This window comes from Nocardia huaxiensis (assembly GCF_013744875.1).
Lineage (GTDB): Bacteria > Actinomycetota > Actinomycetes > Mycobacteriales > Mycobacteriaceae > Nocardia > Nocardia huaxiensis.
Map to the genome: position 1 here is coordinate 6,469,958 of NZ_CP059399.1, position 15,689 is coordinate 6,485,646.

15 protein-coding genes and 1 pseudogene are annotated in these 15,689 nt (G+C 68.5%); 7 read left to right on the forward strand and 9 right to left on the reverse strand.

Annotation, left to right across the window (positions count from 1 at the left end; all coding sequences use genetic code 11):
- Positions 1-64 precede the first annotated feature (64 nt).
- Positions 65-1,480 (forward strand): amidase, encoded by a 1,416-nt coding sequence (locus H0264_RS29400; protein ID WP_181580562.1) that lies wholly within the window; start codon positions 65-67, stop codon positions 1,478-1,480.
- Positions 1,481-1,577: 97 nt separating this feature from the next.
- On the opposite strand, the gene H0264_RS29405 is transcribed toward H0264_RS29400, so the two are convergent.
- On the reverse strand, positions 1,578-2,552 hold the full coding sequence (locus tag H0264_RS29405) for a helix-turn-helix transcriptional regulator (RefSeq protein ID WP_181580563.1): 975 nt from the start codon (positions 2,550-2,552) through the stop codon (positions 1,578-1,580).
- Positions 2,553-2,667: 115 nt separating this feature from the next.
- Between H0264_RS29405 and H0264_RS29410 the strand changes: the two genes are divergently transcribed.
- The 3 genes from H0264_RS29410 (at position 2,668) to H0264_RS29420 (ending at position 5,727) form a co-directional block, all read left to right on the forward strand.
- Positions 2,668-3,792, forward strand: coding sequence for an epoxide hydrolase family protein (locus H0264_RS29410; protein WP_181580564.1), 1,125 nt, complete (start codon positions 2,668-2,670; stop codon positions 3,790-3,792).
- 177 nt (positions 3,793-3,969) lie between these two features.
- Positions 3,970-4,650, forward strand: a complete 681-nt coding sequence (locus H0264_RS29415; protein WP_244975982.1) for an SIMPL domain-containing protein — start codon at positions 3,970-3,972, stop codon at positions 4,648-4,650.
- 93 nt (positions 4,651-4,743) lie between these two features.
- Positions 4,744-5,727, forward strand: a complete 984-nt coding sequence (locus tag H0264_RS29420; RefSeq protein ID WP_181580565.1) for a hypothetical protein — start codon at positions 4,744-4,746, stop codon at positions 5,725-5,727.
- A gap of 57 nt (positions 5,728-5,784) precedes the next feature.
- Here H0264_RS29420 and H0264_RS29425 read toward each other — a convergent pair whose 3' ends face one another.
- The 4 genes and pseudogenes from H0264_RS29425 to H0264_RS29440 form a co-directional block, all read right to left on the reverse strand.
- Positions 5,785-6,165, reverse strand: a complete 381-nt coding sequence (locus H0264_RS29425; protein ID WP_181580566.1) for a hypothetical protein — start codon at positions 6,163-6,165, stop codon at positions 5,785-5,787.
- Between the two features lie 81 nt (positions 6,166-6,246).
- Positions 6,247-7,059, reverse strand: coding sequence for a class I SAM-dependent RNA methyltransferase (locus tag H0264_RS39240; RefSeq protein WP_338040161.1), 813 nt, complete (start codon positions 7,057-7,059; stop codon positions 6,247-6,249).
- 477 nt (positions 7,060-7,536) lie between these two features.
- Positions 7,537-7,914 (reverse strand): annotated as a pseudogene (locus H0264_RS29435) (TRAM domain-containing protein); the annotation flags it as partial.
- Positions 7,911-9,899 (reverse strand): APC family permease, encoded by a 1,989-nt coding sequence (locus tag H0264_RS29440; protein ID WP_181580567.1) that lies wholly within the window; start codon positions 9,897-9,899, stop codon positions 7,911-7,913. The pseudogene H0264_RS29435 and the gene H0264_RS29440, both read right to left, overlap by 4 nt.
- Before the next feature lie 224 nt (positions 9,900-10,123).
- On the opposite strand from H0264_RS29440, the gene H0264_RS29445 reads away from it, so the two are divergent.
- Both H0264_RS29445 and H0264_RS29450 read left to right on the forward strand, forming a co-directional pair.
- On the forward strand, positions 10,124-10,789 hold the full coding sequence (locus H0264_RS29445) for a potassium channel family protein (RefSeq protein ID WP_181580568.1): 666 nt from the start codon (positions 10,124-10,126) through the stop codon (positions 10,787-10,789).
- 2 nt (positions 10,790-10,791) lie between these two features.
- Positions 10,792-11,493, forward strand: coding sequence for a potassium channel family protein (locus H0264_RS29450; RefSeq protein WP_181580569.1), 702 nt, complete (start codon positions 10,792-10,794; stop codon positions 11,491-11,493).
- Between the two features lie 69 nt (positions 11,494-11,562).
- On the opposite strand, the gene H0264_RS29455 is transcribed toward H0264_RS29450, so the two are convergent.
- The 4 genes from H0264_RS29455 to H0264_RS29470 all read right to left on the reverse strand — a co-directional run bounded on the left by H0264_RS29455 (position 11,563) and on the right by H0264_RS29470 (position 14,666).
- A complete protein-coding gene (locus tag H0264_RS29455; RefSeq protein WP_181580570.1) occupies positions 11,563-12,438 on the reverse strand; it encodes a hypothetical protein in 876 nt (291 codons plus the stop codon).
- A 153-nt stretch (positions 12,439-12,591) separates the two neighbouring features.
- The gene (locus H0264_RS29460; protein WP_276514560.1) at positions 12,592-13,173 is read right to left on the reverse strand and encodes a sigma-70 family RNA polymerase sigma factor; all 582 of its coding nucleotides are present in this window, start codon (positions 13,171-13,173) and stop codon (positions 12,592-12,594) included.
- 320 nt (positions 13,174-13,493) lie between these two features.
- Positions 13,494-14,270, reverse strand: coding sequence for a DUF3159 domain-containing protein (locus tag H0264_RS29465; RefSeq protein WP_181580571.1), 777 nt, complete (start codon positions 14,268-14,270; stop codon positions 13,494-13,496).
- Positions 14,271-14,273: 3 nt separating this feature from the next.
- Positions 14,274-14,666 (reverse strand): OB-fold nucleic acid binding domain-containing protein, encoded by a 393-nt coding sequence (locus H0264_RS29470; RefSeq protein ID WP_181580572.1) that lies wholly within the window; start codon positions 14,664-14,666, stop codon positions 14,274-14,276.
- Positions 14,667-14,921: 255 nt separating this feature from the next.
- Between H0264_RS29470 and H0264_RS29475 the strand changes: the two genes are divergently transcribed.
- Complete coding sequence (locus H0264_RS29475; protein WP_181585910.1) at positions 14,922-15,614, forward strand: alpha/beta fold hydrolase; 693 nt, start codon at positions 14,922-14,924, stop codon at positions 15,612-15,614.
- Positions 15,615-15,689 lie beyond the last annotated feature (75 nt).

Consider the following 15,689-nt stretch of genomic DNA (forward strand, 5'->3'; position numbering starts at 1 on the left):
CGAGATGGGCGCGTGCCAGCAGCGCCCCACCGTCAGCAAGTGATACCCGAGCGGAGGAGTGCGCATGACCGACCGTGATCTGGCGTACCTGCCCGCGACCGAGGCGCTGCGGTTGTTCCGCAGCCGGGAGCTGTCGCCGGTCGAGGTGATGGAGGCGGTCATCGCGCGGGCGGAGGCGGTGGAACCGGAGATCAACGCGTTCGCGGAGGAGACCTTCGAGGAGGCGCTGGCTCAGGCCAAGGCGGCTGAAATCGCTTATGGGCCAGGGGGTTCGCCGCGGGCACTGGAGGGACTGGCGGTGGCGGCCAAGGAGGAGCAGCCGATCGCGGGGCGGATCGCCAGTGAAGGGTCGCTGGTGTTCGCGGAGCATGTCTCCGATGTCACGCATCCGGCGCTGGAACGGATCATCGCGGCGGGTGGGATCGTGCACGCGCGCACCACTACGCCGGAATTCTGCTGTGCGTTCTTCACGCAGTCGCGGAAGTGGGGGATCACGCGGAATCCGTGGAATCCGGACTACTCCCCCGGCGGATCGTCCGGCGGGAGCAGCGCGGCCCTGGCGGCGGGGACGGCCATGCTGGCCACCGGGTCCGATATCGGTGGATCGATTCGGTTGCCCGCCGCCGCGACCGGGACGGTCGGGTTCAAACCCCCGTACGGGCGGGTGCCCGCGCTGCCGCCGTTCAATCTCGATCACTACTGCCATGACGGGCCGATGGCGCGGACGGTCGCGGATTGCGCGCTGCTGGAGAACGTGATGGCGGGGCCGCACCCCGCCGACGTGGCCTCAGTGCGGCCCGCCGTGCGGATTCCGGAGCAGCTCGGAGAGGTCGCGGGGCTGCGGATCGGATTCGCGCCGAATCTGGGCGACTGGGAAATCGAGGACGATGTGGCGGCCAATACGCGGGCGGCGGCCGATGCCCTGCGCGAGGCGGGCGCGGTCGTCGAGGAGATCGACGTCGGATTGCGGCACAAGGAGATTCGCCGGGCGGTGTTCAGCCACTTCGGCGGGATCTTCGGGGCGTACGTCGCGGGGGTGGCGGCCGAGCAGCGCGAATCGCTGACACCGTATGCGCTGGCGTTCGCCGCCGATACGACCATCGGCCAGGGCGACTACCTCGCCGGGCTCGAGATCGAGGGCGAGGTGTACCGCGTGCTCGGTGCGCTGCTGGAACGCTACGACGCACTGCTGTGCCCGACCACCGGGGCCGCGGCTCTGCCGGCGGGCGAGGACTTCACGCGGCACCGGTTGACCGTGAACGGTGTTGAGCTCGAACACTATTGGGACTACTCGCTGACGCCGGTGTTCAATATCGCCGGCCGCTGCCCGGTGCTGAACGTGCCGTCCGGCATCGGACGCCACGGTGTGCCGACCGGCGTCCAGATCGTCGGGCGCACCTATGACGATGCGACGGTGTTCCAGATCGGTGCGGCGCTCGAGCGGGTGCGCCCCTGGCCGCTGCGGCCTACCGGACGCTGAGAGGTCGGCCAGACCGGCCTACGCCGACACTATTCGAGCTACACCCGCCGAAATGGCAGACTCAGGCCGACAAGTGTGGGCTCAGGCCGGAGTCCCGCTATGTCTCAGAGTTCTGCGACCCGGCGTCGAGGGCGCGTTGATACCGGTGGACGAGAGTGCGTAGCGCCTCCAGCAGCTCCGGTGAATCCAGCACCTCGAAATCGGCGTCCAGCATTCCTATATATAAGGCGAGCATGTGCGGGTAGTCGGAGCCGGGCTGGAAGGCACAGCGGTTGTCGCCCAGCTCTTCCACGTCGATCGGGATCGGAATGCGCTGTCGCACATGCTCTGCGGACGCGTGCACGATCACCCGGGCGCGAAAACGCCAGGGGGCCTCGCCGATTCCGCGCTCCAGGCGGGCGGCGATATCGGCATCCGGGGGCAGCTCGCGCGGGGTGAAGCGCGGGCCGGTGGGCGCGCGCGGGTGCATGCGGTCCACGCGGAAGGTGCGCCAGTCGCCGCGATCGAGATCCCAGGCCATCAGATACCAGCGCTGCCGGTGACTGAGCACCCGGTACGGCTCGACCGCGCGCTGGCTCGAAGCACCGGAATGGGTTCGGTAGTCGAAGCGCAGGCGTTCCCGGTCGCGGCAGGCGGACGCGATGACCGTCAGCACGTCCGCGTCGACGCGCGGGCCTCGAGCTGGGACCGGCATGGCGTGCTGGAAGGCGCTGATGCGGTGCCGCAGCCGGGACGGCAGCAACTGTTGCAGTTTGGTCAGCGCCCGCAACGAGGTCTCCTCCAGCCCGGAGACGGATCCGGTTGCCGCGCTGCGCAATCCGATGGCGACCGCCACGGCTTCGTCATCGTCGAGCAGCAGCGGCGGCAGGGTGCCGCCCGCCCCGAGCCGATAGCCGCCCGCCACACCGGGCCGGGCCTGGACCGGGTACCCGAGCTCCCGCAGCCGGTCGATGTCATTGCGGACCGTGCGGGTCGTGACCGACAGTCGCTCGGCCAGTTCCGCGCCCGTCCAATCCCGGCGGGCCTGCAATAGCGACAGCATCCGCAGCAGCCGTCCCGACGTCTCCAACATTTCTCGAGTTTATCCGGCAATCGCGGAACGAATCTTTCCGCAATCGTTTCTATGGTTTTCCTGCAAGCCCCGGAACACCCGTGATGCGATAGCCCCGAGAGAACGGATACCTGTGATGAGCACCGAGATTCAGCCCTTCCGCATCGATATCCCGCAGTCCGAGATCGACCATCTGCGCGACCGTCTCACCCGCGCCCGCTGGGCCGGCCAGCTGCGCGGCACCGGCTGGGAACGCGGTATCCCCCTGGATGAAATGCACGACCTCGCCGACTACTGGCGCACCGACTTCGATTGGCGCGCACAGGAAGCCAAGCTCAATGCCTTCCCGCAGTTCACCACCGAGATCGACGGGCAGCGCATCCACTTCCTGCACGTGCGCTCGGCCCGCGCGGACGCGACGCCGCTGCTCATCACCCACGGCTACCCGAGTTCGATCGCGGAATTCCTGAATCTCATCGGCCCGCTGGTGGATCCGGCCGACGGTCCGGCCTTCCATGTGATCGCGCCGTCACTGCCCGGCTACGGCTTCTCCACGCCGCTGTCCGGAACCGGATGGACCATGGCTCGCACCGCCCGCGCCTGGATCGAGTTGATGAACCGGCTCGGGTACGAGCGCTACGGCGTGCACGGCGGGGATGTGGGCGCGGGCATCTCGGGCGCGGTCGCCGGACTCGACAGCGAGCATGTGATCGGGGTGCACGTGGTCACCGATCCGCTCACCGCCGCCAATACCGCCACCTTCCTGCCCGGGATGGCCGAGCGGCTCGACCCCAACGATCCGATCGACAAGCTGATCCTCGAACGCATGGATGCCTTCCGCCGCGAAGGGTCCGGGTATCTGGCCATTCAGAACAGCCGCCCGCAGACCGTCGGCTATGGGCTGGCCGACTCTCCCATCTTCCAATTGGCTTGGATCGCAGAGAAATTCGAAGAGTGGACGGATCTGCCCATCGACCGCGATCAGCTGCTGACCACCGTCAGCCTGTACTGGTTCACCGGGTCCGGGGCGTGGGCCGCGCACACCCTCTACGAGCAGGCCCATTCCAGCGATTGGGGCAATCCGACCACCGCACCCCAGGGGTTCGCGATCTTCGGCGCGGATGAGACCGTCCGGCGGGTGCTGCCCGCTCCGGCCGACGCGCACTGGTCCGAATTCGAGCGCGGCCTGCACTTCCCGGCCATGGAAGCCCCCGCCGACCTGGCCCGCGACCTGCAGAAGTTCTTCGGCCCGCTGCACTGATCGGCGAGTCCGACAGCAACGTGCTCGCCCGAACCGTCCAACGGTTCGGGCGAGCGCGGCCTTCCGGACGGGTGCCGGGCAGCTCGAGCCGGAGTGGGCGGGCGCGGCGAGCCCGGCAGCGCGGCCGGAGATCGGTAGCATCGGCAACGTTCCACCGACGCCGACCGAGGAGCCAGCGTGACCAGTACCGACAATCAGCCCGGCACGATCACCACCTTCGGCAGCGGCAGCGCGGCCGCCACCCCGGATCGCATGCGCGTCACCATCTCCATCGAAAGCCACGCGAGCACCGTCGCTCTGGCCTACGCGAACGCCGGACGCAATGCCGATGCGGTCATCTCCTCCCTGCGCGGCGACAAGGTGCCCTCCCGCGATATCGCCACCAGCGGCCTCTCGGTGCGCACCGACACCACCTGGGCCGACAATCGCGAACGCATCATCGGCTATGTGGCCTCCACTTCACTCACCGTCACCCTGCGCGAAATCGCGTCCCCCGCAAGCGAATCCGGCGCGACCGGTCCGGCGGCCGTGATCGCCCGCGCGGTGGAGGCCGGTGGCGACGACGTGCGCCTGGGCGGGCTCACCCTCACCGTCTCCGACGAGGAATCCCTGCTCTCCCGCGCCCGCGACGCCGCCTTCGACCACGCCCTGGTCAAGGCCCAGCAGTACGCGCTGCGCGCCGATCGCACCCTCGGCACGGTCCTGGAGATCACCGAGAACACCTCGGCCGCACCGATGCCCACGCCCCGCATCGCCTTCGCCGCCAAGAGCGAGGCCCTCGGCGCGGCCCCGGCTCCCATCGAACTGGGCGAGAGCGAACTCACCGCCACCATCCGGGTCACCTGGCAATTGAACTGACAGCACTGACACGCCGGTCGCCCGCCACGCGATAACCAAGCAGAAGAGCGGCCGAGGGGAAGGCCGCACGCGAGACAACGGGGGCGGTGTGCCTTGTCGACCGATAGAAAACTGCTGGTCGCCGCGGCCGGAATACCGGTGGCAATCATCATTACGGCCGGGCTGGTGCTGTTCGGTCCGATGGAATTCACCTCCGAGGACCGGTCGCTGCTGGCTCCGGCGCTGACCTTCAGCGGAGTCGTCGTGACCGCGTGCGTCACGGCGATCGGATTGATCCTCAACCATCAGGCCACCCGGCGGCTCGAGCAGAGCCGCGAGGACGAACACAATCGGCTCCGGCTCGACGCCGCCATGCGGGCGGGACAACTGCTGGCCTCCGACGGCACGCAGCGACCGAACCCGGAGGTGGTCGCCTCCGGACTGCTCGCGCTGACCAAGCTGGATCAGGTCGGGCTGGCGGTCACCCTGCTGGTGGATCTGTGGACGGTGCAGGACAGCAAGGTGTCCTCGGAGACCGCCATCCTGGTGATCGACGCCGCCCTGTGCTCGGAACGGCAGACCACGCAGCTGGTGGCCGCGGAAATTCTGTGCCGCAATGCGACTCGGCTCAATGCGTGTCAATCGCTGCACTGGCCGAGCACCGTCGAGGGCAACTGGGATCCCGGATTCAGCCCCCGGACCAAACTGCTCATCGTGGAAGCGCTCATCACCATGACCATGGCCGGACCGCCCAGCGAGAGCGCCATCCGCGCCATCGCGGTGCGGCTGTACTCGATCTGGGATGCCGAGACGCAGAACCCGCACGTGCGCGGCTGCATCGGGAAGATGCTCAAGGCGCTCGTGCCGCGCCTGGAACGCCTGGGCTACACCGATTTCGTACAGGGCAATCGGGAAGTGCTGCTGCGGCAGATGTGCACCGCGGCCGCCGACGCGGCGACCAATCCGGACGGCTACCTCGATCAGATGTCGACGCGGTTCGCCGGGGAACTCGCCCGCTGGTCCGAGGAGTGCACCGGGCTGCCCAGCGAACCGGGCAGCCTGGCCCACGGCGAATGCGGGGCCGCACACGCCGCATAGCACTGTGGGACAACGGTTTCCGGTCCCGAACCCCGACCGGCACCGGATCGGCGCGGTTCACCCGTCCTGGGGAATCACCACGATGACGACGTGTTCGGCGGTGATCTCCCGCACCTCGATGTGATAGCCGGACAGGGAGCCATCCTCGCCGCCCAGGCGGACTCGGTGGGTGCGATGCGTTCCGATCGAGTTGTGCATTTCGACGGTGACCTCGTCGTCGTTCAGGGCGACGAGCATGACCTTCTTGCCATCGACTGTCACGTACGGCCTTTCGACGTGCCGGTCGAAGGTCACCACGCATTCCGCGCTGTCGAACAGATCGCAGCCCTCCGATACCCGGCCGCCCGGGCCGTCGGCGCTGGAGCAGGCCGTCGCGCCGAGAAGGGCTGCGGCCACGCAGCATCCGAGTGCCAGCCGGCGGATCGTCAACCTCCCCATGACGACCAGGCTAAGCGGGCCCGCCGACAGGAACGACCTGGGAACGCGGGGTTTCGCGCGCGGCCGAATCGCGGGTTGCCGTCAGCGTTCCAGGACCGCCAGGCATTCGACGTGATGGGTGCCCGGGAAGGCATCGAAGACGCGCAGGCCCACCGGCTGGTAGCCGGCAGCCCGGTAGAGGCTGATGTCGCGGGCGAAAGCGGCCGGGTCGCAACCGATGTGGATGATGCGACGCGGCGAGCGGTCGGTCAGGGCGGCGACGACCTCCTTGCCGGCACCGGCACGCGGCGGGTCCAGGACCACGACATCCGGTGCGGTGGAGGGCTGTTCGACGATCCAGCGTTCCACGCGCTCGGCGCGGGAGTCGACCCACGGCAGGTCGCGCAGGTTGGCCTTGGCCTCGGTCACGGCGGTGCGGGCGAATTCGACCGCGTGCACCGCACCCGCCTTGCCCACCTGATCCGCGAGACGGGCCGCGAAAACGCCCACACCGCTGTAGAGATCCCAGGTCAGGGCCCCGGGGGCCGCGTCGGACCAGCCCGCGATCACATCCGAATAGCATTGCGCGGCACCGTAATGCGGCTGCCAGAAGCCGGTGGCGGACAGCTCCCAGCGGCGACCCGACACGTACTGGACCGCGCGGCCGGTGCCGTCGACGACGCGTTCGGCGCGGGCGCTGTGCGCGGCGGCGCGACGGGCCACGGTGCTGTTGCGGTCACCACCGCGCCGGGCGGCGCTGCCGCGCCGGTCCCGGCCGTGGCGTTTGTCACCGGAACCCGGTTCGGGCGGGGCGATTTCGACCAGATGCCGCATGCCGTCGCCGTCCACGGCCACCACCAGTTCCGCACCCGGCGTCCAGCGCTGATCGGCGAGCCCGTCCATCGCACCGGTCATCGGCTGCGGGCAGCGCAGATCCGGGATCACCTCGGTGCTGCGGTAGCGGTGCACGCCCGCACGGCCGTCGGCGTCGACGACCAGGCGCACACGGCTGCGCCAGCCGCCGGGCCACGCGTCGAGGGAAACCGCGTCCGCCGCACCGGATCCGAGGGCACGCGGCAGTCGCGCCGCGACACCGCCGATCCGGATCGGACTGCCGCCGACCGGCCCGGCCACACCACCGATTCGACCGGCCGCACCCGCGATTCGGCCCGGTCCGCCGTCGGCCACACCGGATTCACCGGCGGCCGAATCAGGATCCGCGGCACCGGCCAGCAGAATGCCCGAAAGACGGGTCGCCACACCGCCGATACGGCCGGGCGCGCCCACCGGCCCACGCACATCATTCGAATCCACGGCGTCGATACGCTCCGCAGCGGCGGCCGGGCGCGAATCACGATGAGCCACCACACCGTGCGGGAGGCCGAGGGGCGCGGGGATCGACTCCACCACGAAATCGGGTTCCCAGCCCGCGATGCGGCGCAGCTGGTCGGCCACCACCGTGGCCTTCAGCGCGCGCTGGGCTTCCGGTGTCGCATAGGAGAAATCGCAGCAGCCCGCGCCGCCGGGACCGGACACCGGGCAGGTGGCGGGGATGCGGTCGGCAGCGGGCTCGAGAATCTCGATGGCGTCGGCCCGACAGAACGAGCCGCCGCGATCCTCGGTGATCCGGGCGTGCACGAGTTCGCCGGGCAGGCCGTGACGCACGAACAGCACACGGCCGTCGTGGCGGGCCACGCAGAAGCCGCCGTGGCCGGGCGGGCCCAGGCGGACCTCGAAAACCTCGCCGTACCAGTCGTTTCGAGTGCTCAACTCTCGTCTCCGAAGCCGCGACGGACCGCACCGGGAACATTCACCAGGCGGGCCTGGCGGGCCTTGGCCGAGGAGCTCAGCTGCCAGGGCACGCTGGTCACCATGACGCCGGGCTCGAACAGCAGGCGGCCCTTCAAGCGCAGCGCGGACTGATTGTGCAGCAACTGTTCCCACCAGTGGCCGACCACATATTCGGGGATGAACACGGTGACCACGTCACGCGGGGAATCCTTGCGTAGTCGCTTCACGTAATCCACCACCGGCTTGGTGATTTCGCGATACGGGGATTCGATCACCTTGAGCGGCACCGTGATATCGCTGCGCTCCCATTCGCGCACCAGCCGGCGAGTATCGGGTTCGTCCACATTGACGGTGATGGCTTCCAGGGTGTCGGGCCGCGTCGCCCGCGCGTAGGCGATGGCCCGCTTGGTCGGCAGATGCAGTTTCGACACCAGCACGATGGAGTGGGTTCGGCTGGGCAGCACGCCATCCCACTCGGTTTCGTCCAGCTCACGCGAGACGGTGTCGTAGTGCCGGCGGATCAGGCGCATGAGCACGAAGATGGCCGCCATGGTGACGATGGCGATCCACGCGCCCGCCAGGAACTTGGTGACGAGCACGATCACCAGCACGGTCGCGGTCATGGTCAAGCCGATGGCGTTGATCACCCGCGAGCGCTTCATGCGCGCCCGCTGCGCCGGATCGGTCTCGGTGCGCAGCAGTCGCGTCCAATGCCGCAGCATGCCGGTCTGACTCAGCACGAACGAGACGAACACGCCCACGATGTAGAGCTGGATGAGCTTGGTCACCTCGGCCCCGAAGAACACCACGAACGCGATGGCCGCACCCGCCAGGAAGATGATGCCGTTGCTGAAGGCCAGCCGATCACCGCGAGTGTGCAACTGGCGCGGCAGGAATCGATCCTGCGCCAGAATCGAACCCAGCACCGGGAAGCCGTTGAAGGCGGTATTGGCGGCCAGCACGAGAATGAGCGCCGTCACGATGGTGATGAAGTAGAAACCCGCCGGGAATCCGTCGAACACCGCACCCGCCAGCTGCGCGACCAGGGTCTTCTGCTCGTAGCCCGCCGGCGCTCCGATCAGATCCGCCGTGTTGTGCGCATACACGATGCCGACCTTCTGCGCGAGCACGATCATGCTCATGAACAGCGTGATGGCGATGACACCCAACAGCAACAGAGTCGTGGCGGCATTGCGGGACTTGGGTTTCCGGAAGGCGGGCACACCATTGCTGATGGCCTCCACACCGGTCAGCGCCGCACAACCGGACGAGAACGCACGAGCGATGAGGAACACGAACGCGATCCCCATCAGATGGTCGTCCTCGGCCTTCAGTTCGAAGCCATAGGACTCCGCGTGGACCTGTTCACCGAGAATCCCGGTCCGGGTGAAGCCCCACAGCAGCATGGCGAACATGCCGATCATGAACGCGTAGGTGGGAATCGCGAACATGGTGCCGGATTCCCGCACGCCGCGCAGGTTCATAGCGGTGAGAATCACGATCGCGACAACCGCGAACAACACCTTGTGCGTAGCGACGAACGGCACAGCCGAGCCGATGTTCGACGCCGCCGAGGAGATCGACACCGCCACCGTCAGCACGTAATCCACCAGCAGCGCACTGCCGACCGTCAATCCGGCCGTGGGCCCCAGATTCTTGGTCGCCACCTCGTAGTCGCCGCCACCGGACGGGTAGGCGTGCACGTTCTGCCGGTAACTGGCCACGACGACGATCATCACGAGCGCGACGGCCACACCCACCCACGGCGCGTACGTGTAGGCCGACAGCCCGGCCACCGACAGCACGAGAAAGATTTCCTCGGGCGCGTAGGCCACCGACGACAGGGCGTCGGACGCGAACACGGGGAGTGCGATTCGCTTGGGGAGCAGCGTGTGTCCCAGGGAATCGCTACGGAAGGGGCGGCCCACCAGCATGCGTTTGGCGGCCGTCGTCAACTTCGACACTCATGCGAGCATAAGGCAGCGCGGGCGCGCCCGTTTCCGCGGCGCGGCGCGAGTCGGTTCGCAGTCGTAGGGTGGGCCTCGGGAACTGTGAGGTTTTTCCGATTCCGGTTTGAGCGCGGACCGGAGGGGGAAAGTGCCTCGGGAAAAACTCGAGCGGTACGGTTGCGACCCGGACAAGAGCAACCAGACGGCACACCACGGTTTTCGGGAATGGGGTTCGCACGGTGTACGTAGTGATCATGGGGTGTGGCCGAGTGGGATCCTCACTCGCGCGCGCCCTGGTCCGCATCGGCCACGAGGTCGCGGTGATCGACCAGAATTCGAGCGCGTTCCTGCGGCTCGGACGCGATTTCCCGGGCCTGTGCGTCACCGGCGTCGGTTTCGATCGGGATGTGCTCACGCGCGCGGGAATCGAACGGGCAGGGGCCTTCGCGGCCGTGTCCTCGGGCGACAACTCCAATATCATCTCGGCGCGGGTGGCGCGTGAGACCTTCGGTGTGGATCGGGTCGTCGCCCGCATCTACGACGCCAAGCGGGCCGCGGTGTACGAGCGCCTGGGCATTCCGACCATTGCCACCGTGCCGTGGACGACCGACCGGTTCCTGCGCACCCTGGTGTCCGACCAGAGCACCACCAGCTGGCGCGACCCCACGGGCACCGTCGCCGTCACCGAACTCGTCCTGCACGAGGACTGGTACGGCCGCACGGTCCATTCGCTGGAGGAGGCCACCGGCTCCCGCGTCTCGTTCCTCATCCGATTCGGACAGGGCGTGCTGCCCAACGGCAAAACGGTCCTGCAGGCCGACGACACCGTCTACGTCGCCGCCACCTCCGGCAGCGTGGGCGAGGCCGTCGCGCTGGCCGGAAATCCCCCCGCGAGCGAGGACTGATCATGAAGGTAGCCATTGCGGGCGCCGGCGCCGTCGGCCGATCCATCGCCCAGGAGCTGTTGCGCGGCGGCCACACCGTCATGCTGCTCGAACGCCGCCTCGACCACATCGACCCCACCATCGCGCCCACCGCGGTCTGGACCCACGCGGACGCCTGCGAGCTGGAAACGCTCGAAGAGGCGCAACTGGAAACCTATGACGTGGTCATCGCCGCCACCGGCGACGACAAGGTGAACCTGGTCTTCAGCCTGCTCGCCAAGACCGAGTTCGGCGTGCGGCGCGTCGTGGCACGCGTGAACGATCCGCGCAACGAGTGGCTGTTCGACACCTCGTGGGGGGTGGACGTGGCGGTGTCGACCCCGCGACTGCTGGCTTCCCTTGTCGAAGAAGCGGTTTCGGTCGGCGACCTGGTGCGGCTCATGACCCTGCGCCAGGGTCAGGCCAACCTGGTGGAGATCACCCTCCCCACCGATACCCCCTTGGCGGGCAAGGCCGTTCGCGTCCTCAACCTGCCCCGCAATGCCGCGCTGGTGAGCATCCTGCGCGGCGGCCGGGTCATCGTCCCCCAGGCCGACGATCCCCTCGAAGGCGAGGACGAACTCCTCTTCGTGGCCTCCGTGGAAGCCGAAGACGACCTGCGAAAGGCATTCGGCACCAACGGCTTCACCGCCCCGGTCGAGATCGACGCCGACCTGACGGCCTGACATACGGCATCGGCGGCCACGCGAAGATCGCGCGGTCGCCGATGTTTTCCGTAAAGCGTTGCCGGTGTCCTACACCGCAGGAGCGGTGGCGTAGCCGACAGCTCCGCCGATCCCCGCGCCGATGGCCGCGCCGGCCGCTGCGGCACCGAGCACGACCGGAACACTCACGATCGTGCCGGCGAGGCCGCCGATCAGCGCACCAGCGACGATGCCCACGGGAAGTCCGACGATCAGACCCCAGCCGGCCCCCAGGCTGTAACCGGCGGCGTTGCCGACCCCGGGCGCCGCCGTGCCGATCGCGGCTCCGATGGCGGAGCCGATCAGGGGACCTCCGATGAAACCGGCCGCCGCACCGGCACCCGCACCGATTCCCGCACCGACAGCGAGCAGCGGGATGGTGCCGAAGACGATTCCTCCGACAGCACCGACAGCCGCACCGATTCCGGCGCCGTAGATCACGCCATCGGCGGTATTCGCGGCTCGCACGGGGCCCATGCCGGTCTGGCCGAGCAGATCGATCAACGGCTGCGGCGCGATGTGCGGCACGGGCGCGTCCACCACAGGTGCCGGGGCCGGCATCGCGGGGACGGCCGGGACCTCCGGCAGGGCCGGGAGCTGGATCGAGGACAGGAATTCATCGATCTGCGGGTTGGCCGAGACGAAGGCATCCACCTGCGGGATGCCGGTTGCGGGAGCGGCATTCGCGGTGCCCGCGCACACCACGGCCGTAGCGACGGAGACAGCGCCGACGGCGGCGACGGCAAGCTTGCGAGCGGAACTCACGGGGTACTTCACCTCATCAGATAACGAATTGATCTCAAGCAGATTAAGCGAATCTTCAGCAAACGCAATCTGCGAGTATTTCAACTGATGGGGAGCACCGGCGATCGACGCGAGGCGCAGAAGTTCAAATAATGGCGATGACAGGGCAACCTTGCCGGGCAAGCTTCCCGAGCACCCTGCACGCACTGTGATCCAGTTAACGCCTGGAATGCGTTTTCGCAGGCCACCGGATATCGGTGACCCGAATCCGACGCGGATAACAGGCTTCGGCGGGCGCACCCCCTGCGCCCGATTCCGTCCTCCGCGCCGGATCGGTCAGGAAGCCGCCTTCAGCTCCGCGCGCAGCTTGTTCAGCGCACGGTGCTGCATCACCCGCACCACGCCGGGGCTGGTCCCGATGGCCTCGGCGGTCTGCGCCGCGGTCCAGCCGAGCACGATGCGCATCACCAGCACCTCGCGGTGGGTGGGCGCGAGCACCTTCATGAGTTCCCGTGTGGCCTCCCGGGTTTCGGTGGCCAGGGCACGCTCCTCCGGGCCCGCCTCGTTCACCGGGGCGTCCGGGAATTCCGCCACCGGGTAGGCCGGGTGCAGCTGAGCGCGGCGGAAGGCATCGGCGACCTTGTTCGCGGAGATGCCGTAAACGAAGGCCAGGAAGGACTTTCCCTGATCCCGGTAGCGCGGGATGGCCTGCACGGTGGCCAGGCAGATCTCCTGCGCCACATCGTCGGCGGTGACGTGCAGGTGGGCCGCGCCGCTCATCCGCGCCGCGCAGTAGCGCCGCACCAGCGGGTACACCACCTTCAGGATCTCCGACACCGCCGCTCGGTCGCCCGCGGCGGCCGGACCGATCAGCTTCTCCAATTCGGCTGCGGCGCGCCGGGATTCCGACGTCGCCACACTGTTGTTGTTCTTGGCTCCCCGCCCCGCCGGATGCCGGCGCGAGACTGTTGTCTGCACCGTCGCACCGAGCCCCTCGCCCCGGTCCTGCGACGCTGCCACTGTCTTGCCGTCGGTAATCACTCCGCGATTCCTTTCGCCGTTTCGTCTCGAGACGATCGTGCGATGAACCGGGCCGCCGAAATAGATACCCCAGGGGTGGGGTGGGGTACCCCCTTTTGCCCCCTAATGCCCCCGAAGGTGTTGCGGGACAGTCGTCCAGGACGATAAGGCGCTGGTCGAACCCGTCCGGCCGCCCCGAATATCCGGCAGGCGGCCTGTCACGCCTTGACGGAGGACTTCGGCGCCGGCAGGTGTCCGGCCTTGCGGACCGCCCACACCGTGACCACGAGCGCGACCGCGGTCAGCGGCCAGCCCATGGCAATGCGCGCGACCGCTAGCAGACCGGTGCTGTCGGCGTTGTACAGGTGATGCTGCACCACGTAGCGGGCCGTGAACACGACCGCCCACACCGCGGTCGCCAGATCGTAGAGACGCACCGCGCGGCGATCCGAACGCCAGTCGGTGCCGTGACCGTTCAGCACACCCCAGATGACGCCCGCCAGCGGCCAGCGCACGATGAGCGAGAGCACGAACGCGCCCGCGTACACGAGACTCGCGTAGATGCCGAACAGGAAGAACCCCTTGGCTTCTCCCATCCGGTACGCGATGAACGCGCAGATGCCGACACCCAGGAATCCGGAAATCGCGGGCTGGATCGGGCCCTTGCGCACGAGTCGCCAGATCAGGATCCCGGTCGCCACACCCAGGGCCGCCCAGATGGCGGTGGTGAGCCCGCGCCAGGTATTGATCGGCACGAATACCAGCACCGGCAGCGACGAGTAGATCAGGCCGCTGATGCCGCCCAACTGCTCCAGCAGCGACTGCTCGACCTCTTCCTCGAACTTCTCCTCGATCTCGGTGCGCAGATCGTGACCGGAGTGACCGGTGAGCTCGGACTCGGCGTCGGCCCAGGCCGCCGCGGTGCTGTCGTCGAGATCGCCGCGGGTCGAGGTGGGCTCGAAGCCCTCGTCGTTGCTGCTGGCAGGTATCGGCATACGTCAGGAATTCTCGCGCAGTTCGTAGTAGGGGTTGAAGATCACTTTGCCGCCATCGCGTTCACCGATGCGGCCGCGGACCAGAATACGGCGGCCCGGCTCGATTCCCGGAATGCGACGCCGCCCGATCCACACCAGCGCGATGGAATCGGTGCCGTCGAAGAACTCCGCCTCGACCTCCGCGCCCGCCGACTTGGGACAGGCCTCCACACTGCGCAGCCGGCCGAGCATGGTGACCTCTTCACCACGGCGACATTCCGATGCCCGACAAGCCCCCGACGCCGACGACGTCTCAGCGAGCTCCTCGGCGTCCAAACGATCCAGATCCTCGGTCAGCCGGCGACTGAGCCGCCGGAAATAACCCGAGGGGGTGTCTTTCCCACCCGCGGATGGCATCTTGCACGTTCTCCTAGCAAGACGGCGTGGGTCTCACGTCGTTGTCTTCCCACAAACCTGGTGGGTGTCTGCCCACACGACCCGGCTGTGGCCGTACATCGCCACTGTAGATGCCCCGGCCACCCGCTGCCACGCGTGCCCTGCTCTTTCCGGGCTTGCCGTGTCGCCCGTTACGCTCCCCCGGTGCCCGATCTCCCCCGTCCGGACCACGCCGCCCCGGCCCCGGAACCCGCTCCGCCGCATGCCACCGCGCCGCTGACCCCGGTCACGGCGGTCGCGCTGCCCGGCACCGGCTCCGATGCCCACTTCGCCCGGCGCGCCTTCGAAGCCGCCTGCGCCGCAGCCGATCTGCCCTGCCACGCGGTGGACCCGGATCCGCGGCATATCATCGGGAGTTATCAGGATGCCCTCGCGGCCGCCGCCGAGCACGGGCCGATCCTCATCGCGGGCATTTCCCTCGGCGCGGCCGTGGCCGTGGATTGGGCTGCCCGCCACCCGGATTCGGTCGCGGGCGTGATCGCGGCCCTCCCGGCCTGGACCGGCTACGACACCACCGGCTGCCCGGCCGCGCTGAGCGCCGCCGCCACCGCCGCCGCCCTGCGCGCCGACGGCCTCGAGTCCGTCATCGACATGATGCGCTCCTCCAGCCCCGCCTGGCTGGCCGAAGCGCTCACCCGTTCCTGGCGCTCCCAATGGCCCGATCTCCCAGCGGCATTGGACGAGGCCGCCGCCTACCACTGGCCCGAACCCGAGCTGCTGGCCGCGGTGAAAGCCCCCGTCGCGCTCATCACGGCCGTCGACGACCCGGTACACCCCTGGGCCGTCGCCGAGCAGTGGGCCGGTCTCCTCCCGAACGCCACCCTGCACCGCATCACCCTCGACGAATTGGGTTCGGACCCGGCCATTCTCGGCCGCCGCGGCCTCGAGTGGCTGCTCACCGCCCCGTGAGCCGGGCTTCCGGCCGACGAGAACGCCCTCCACACCGACTGGTGCGGAGGGCGTTGCTGTCGCTTTCGGTTGTCG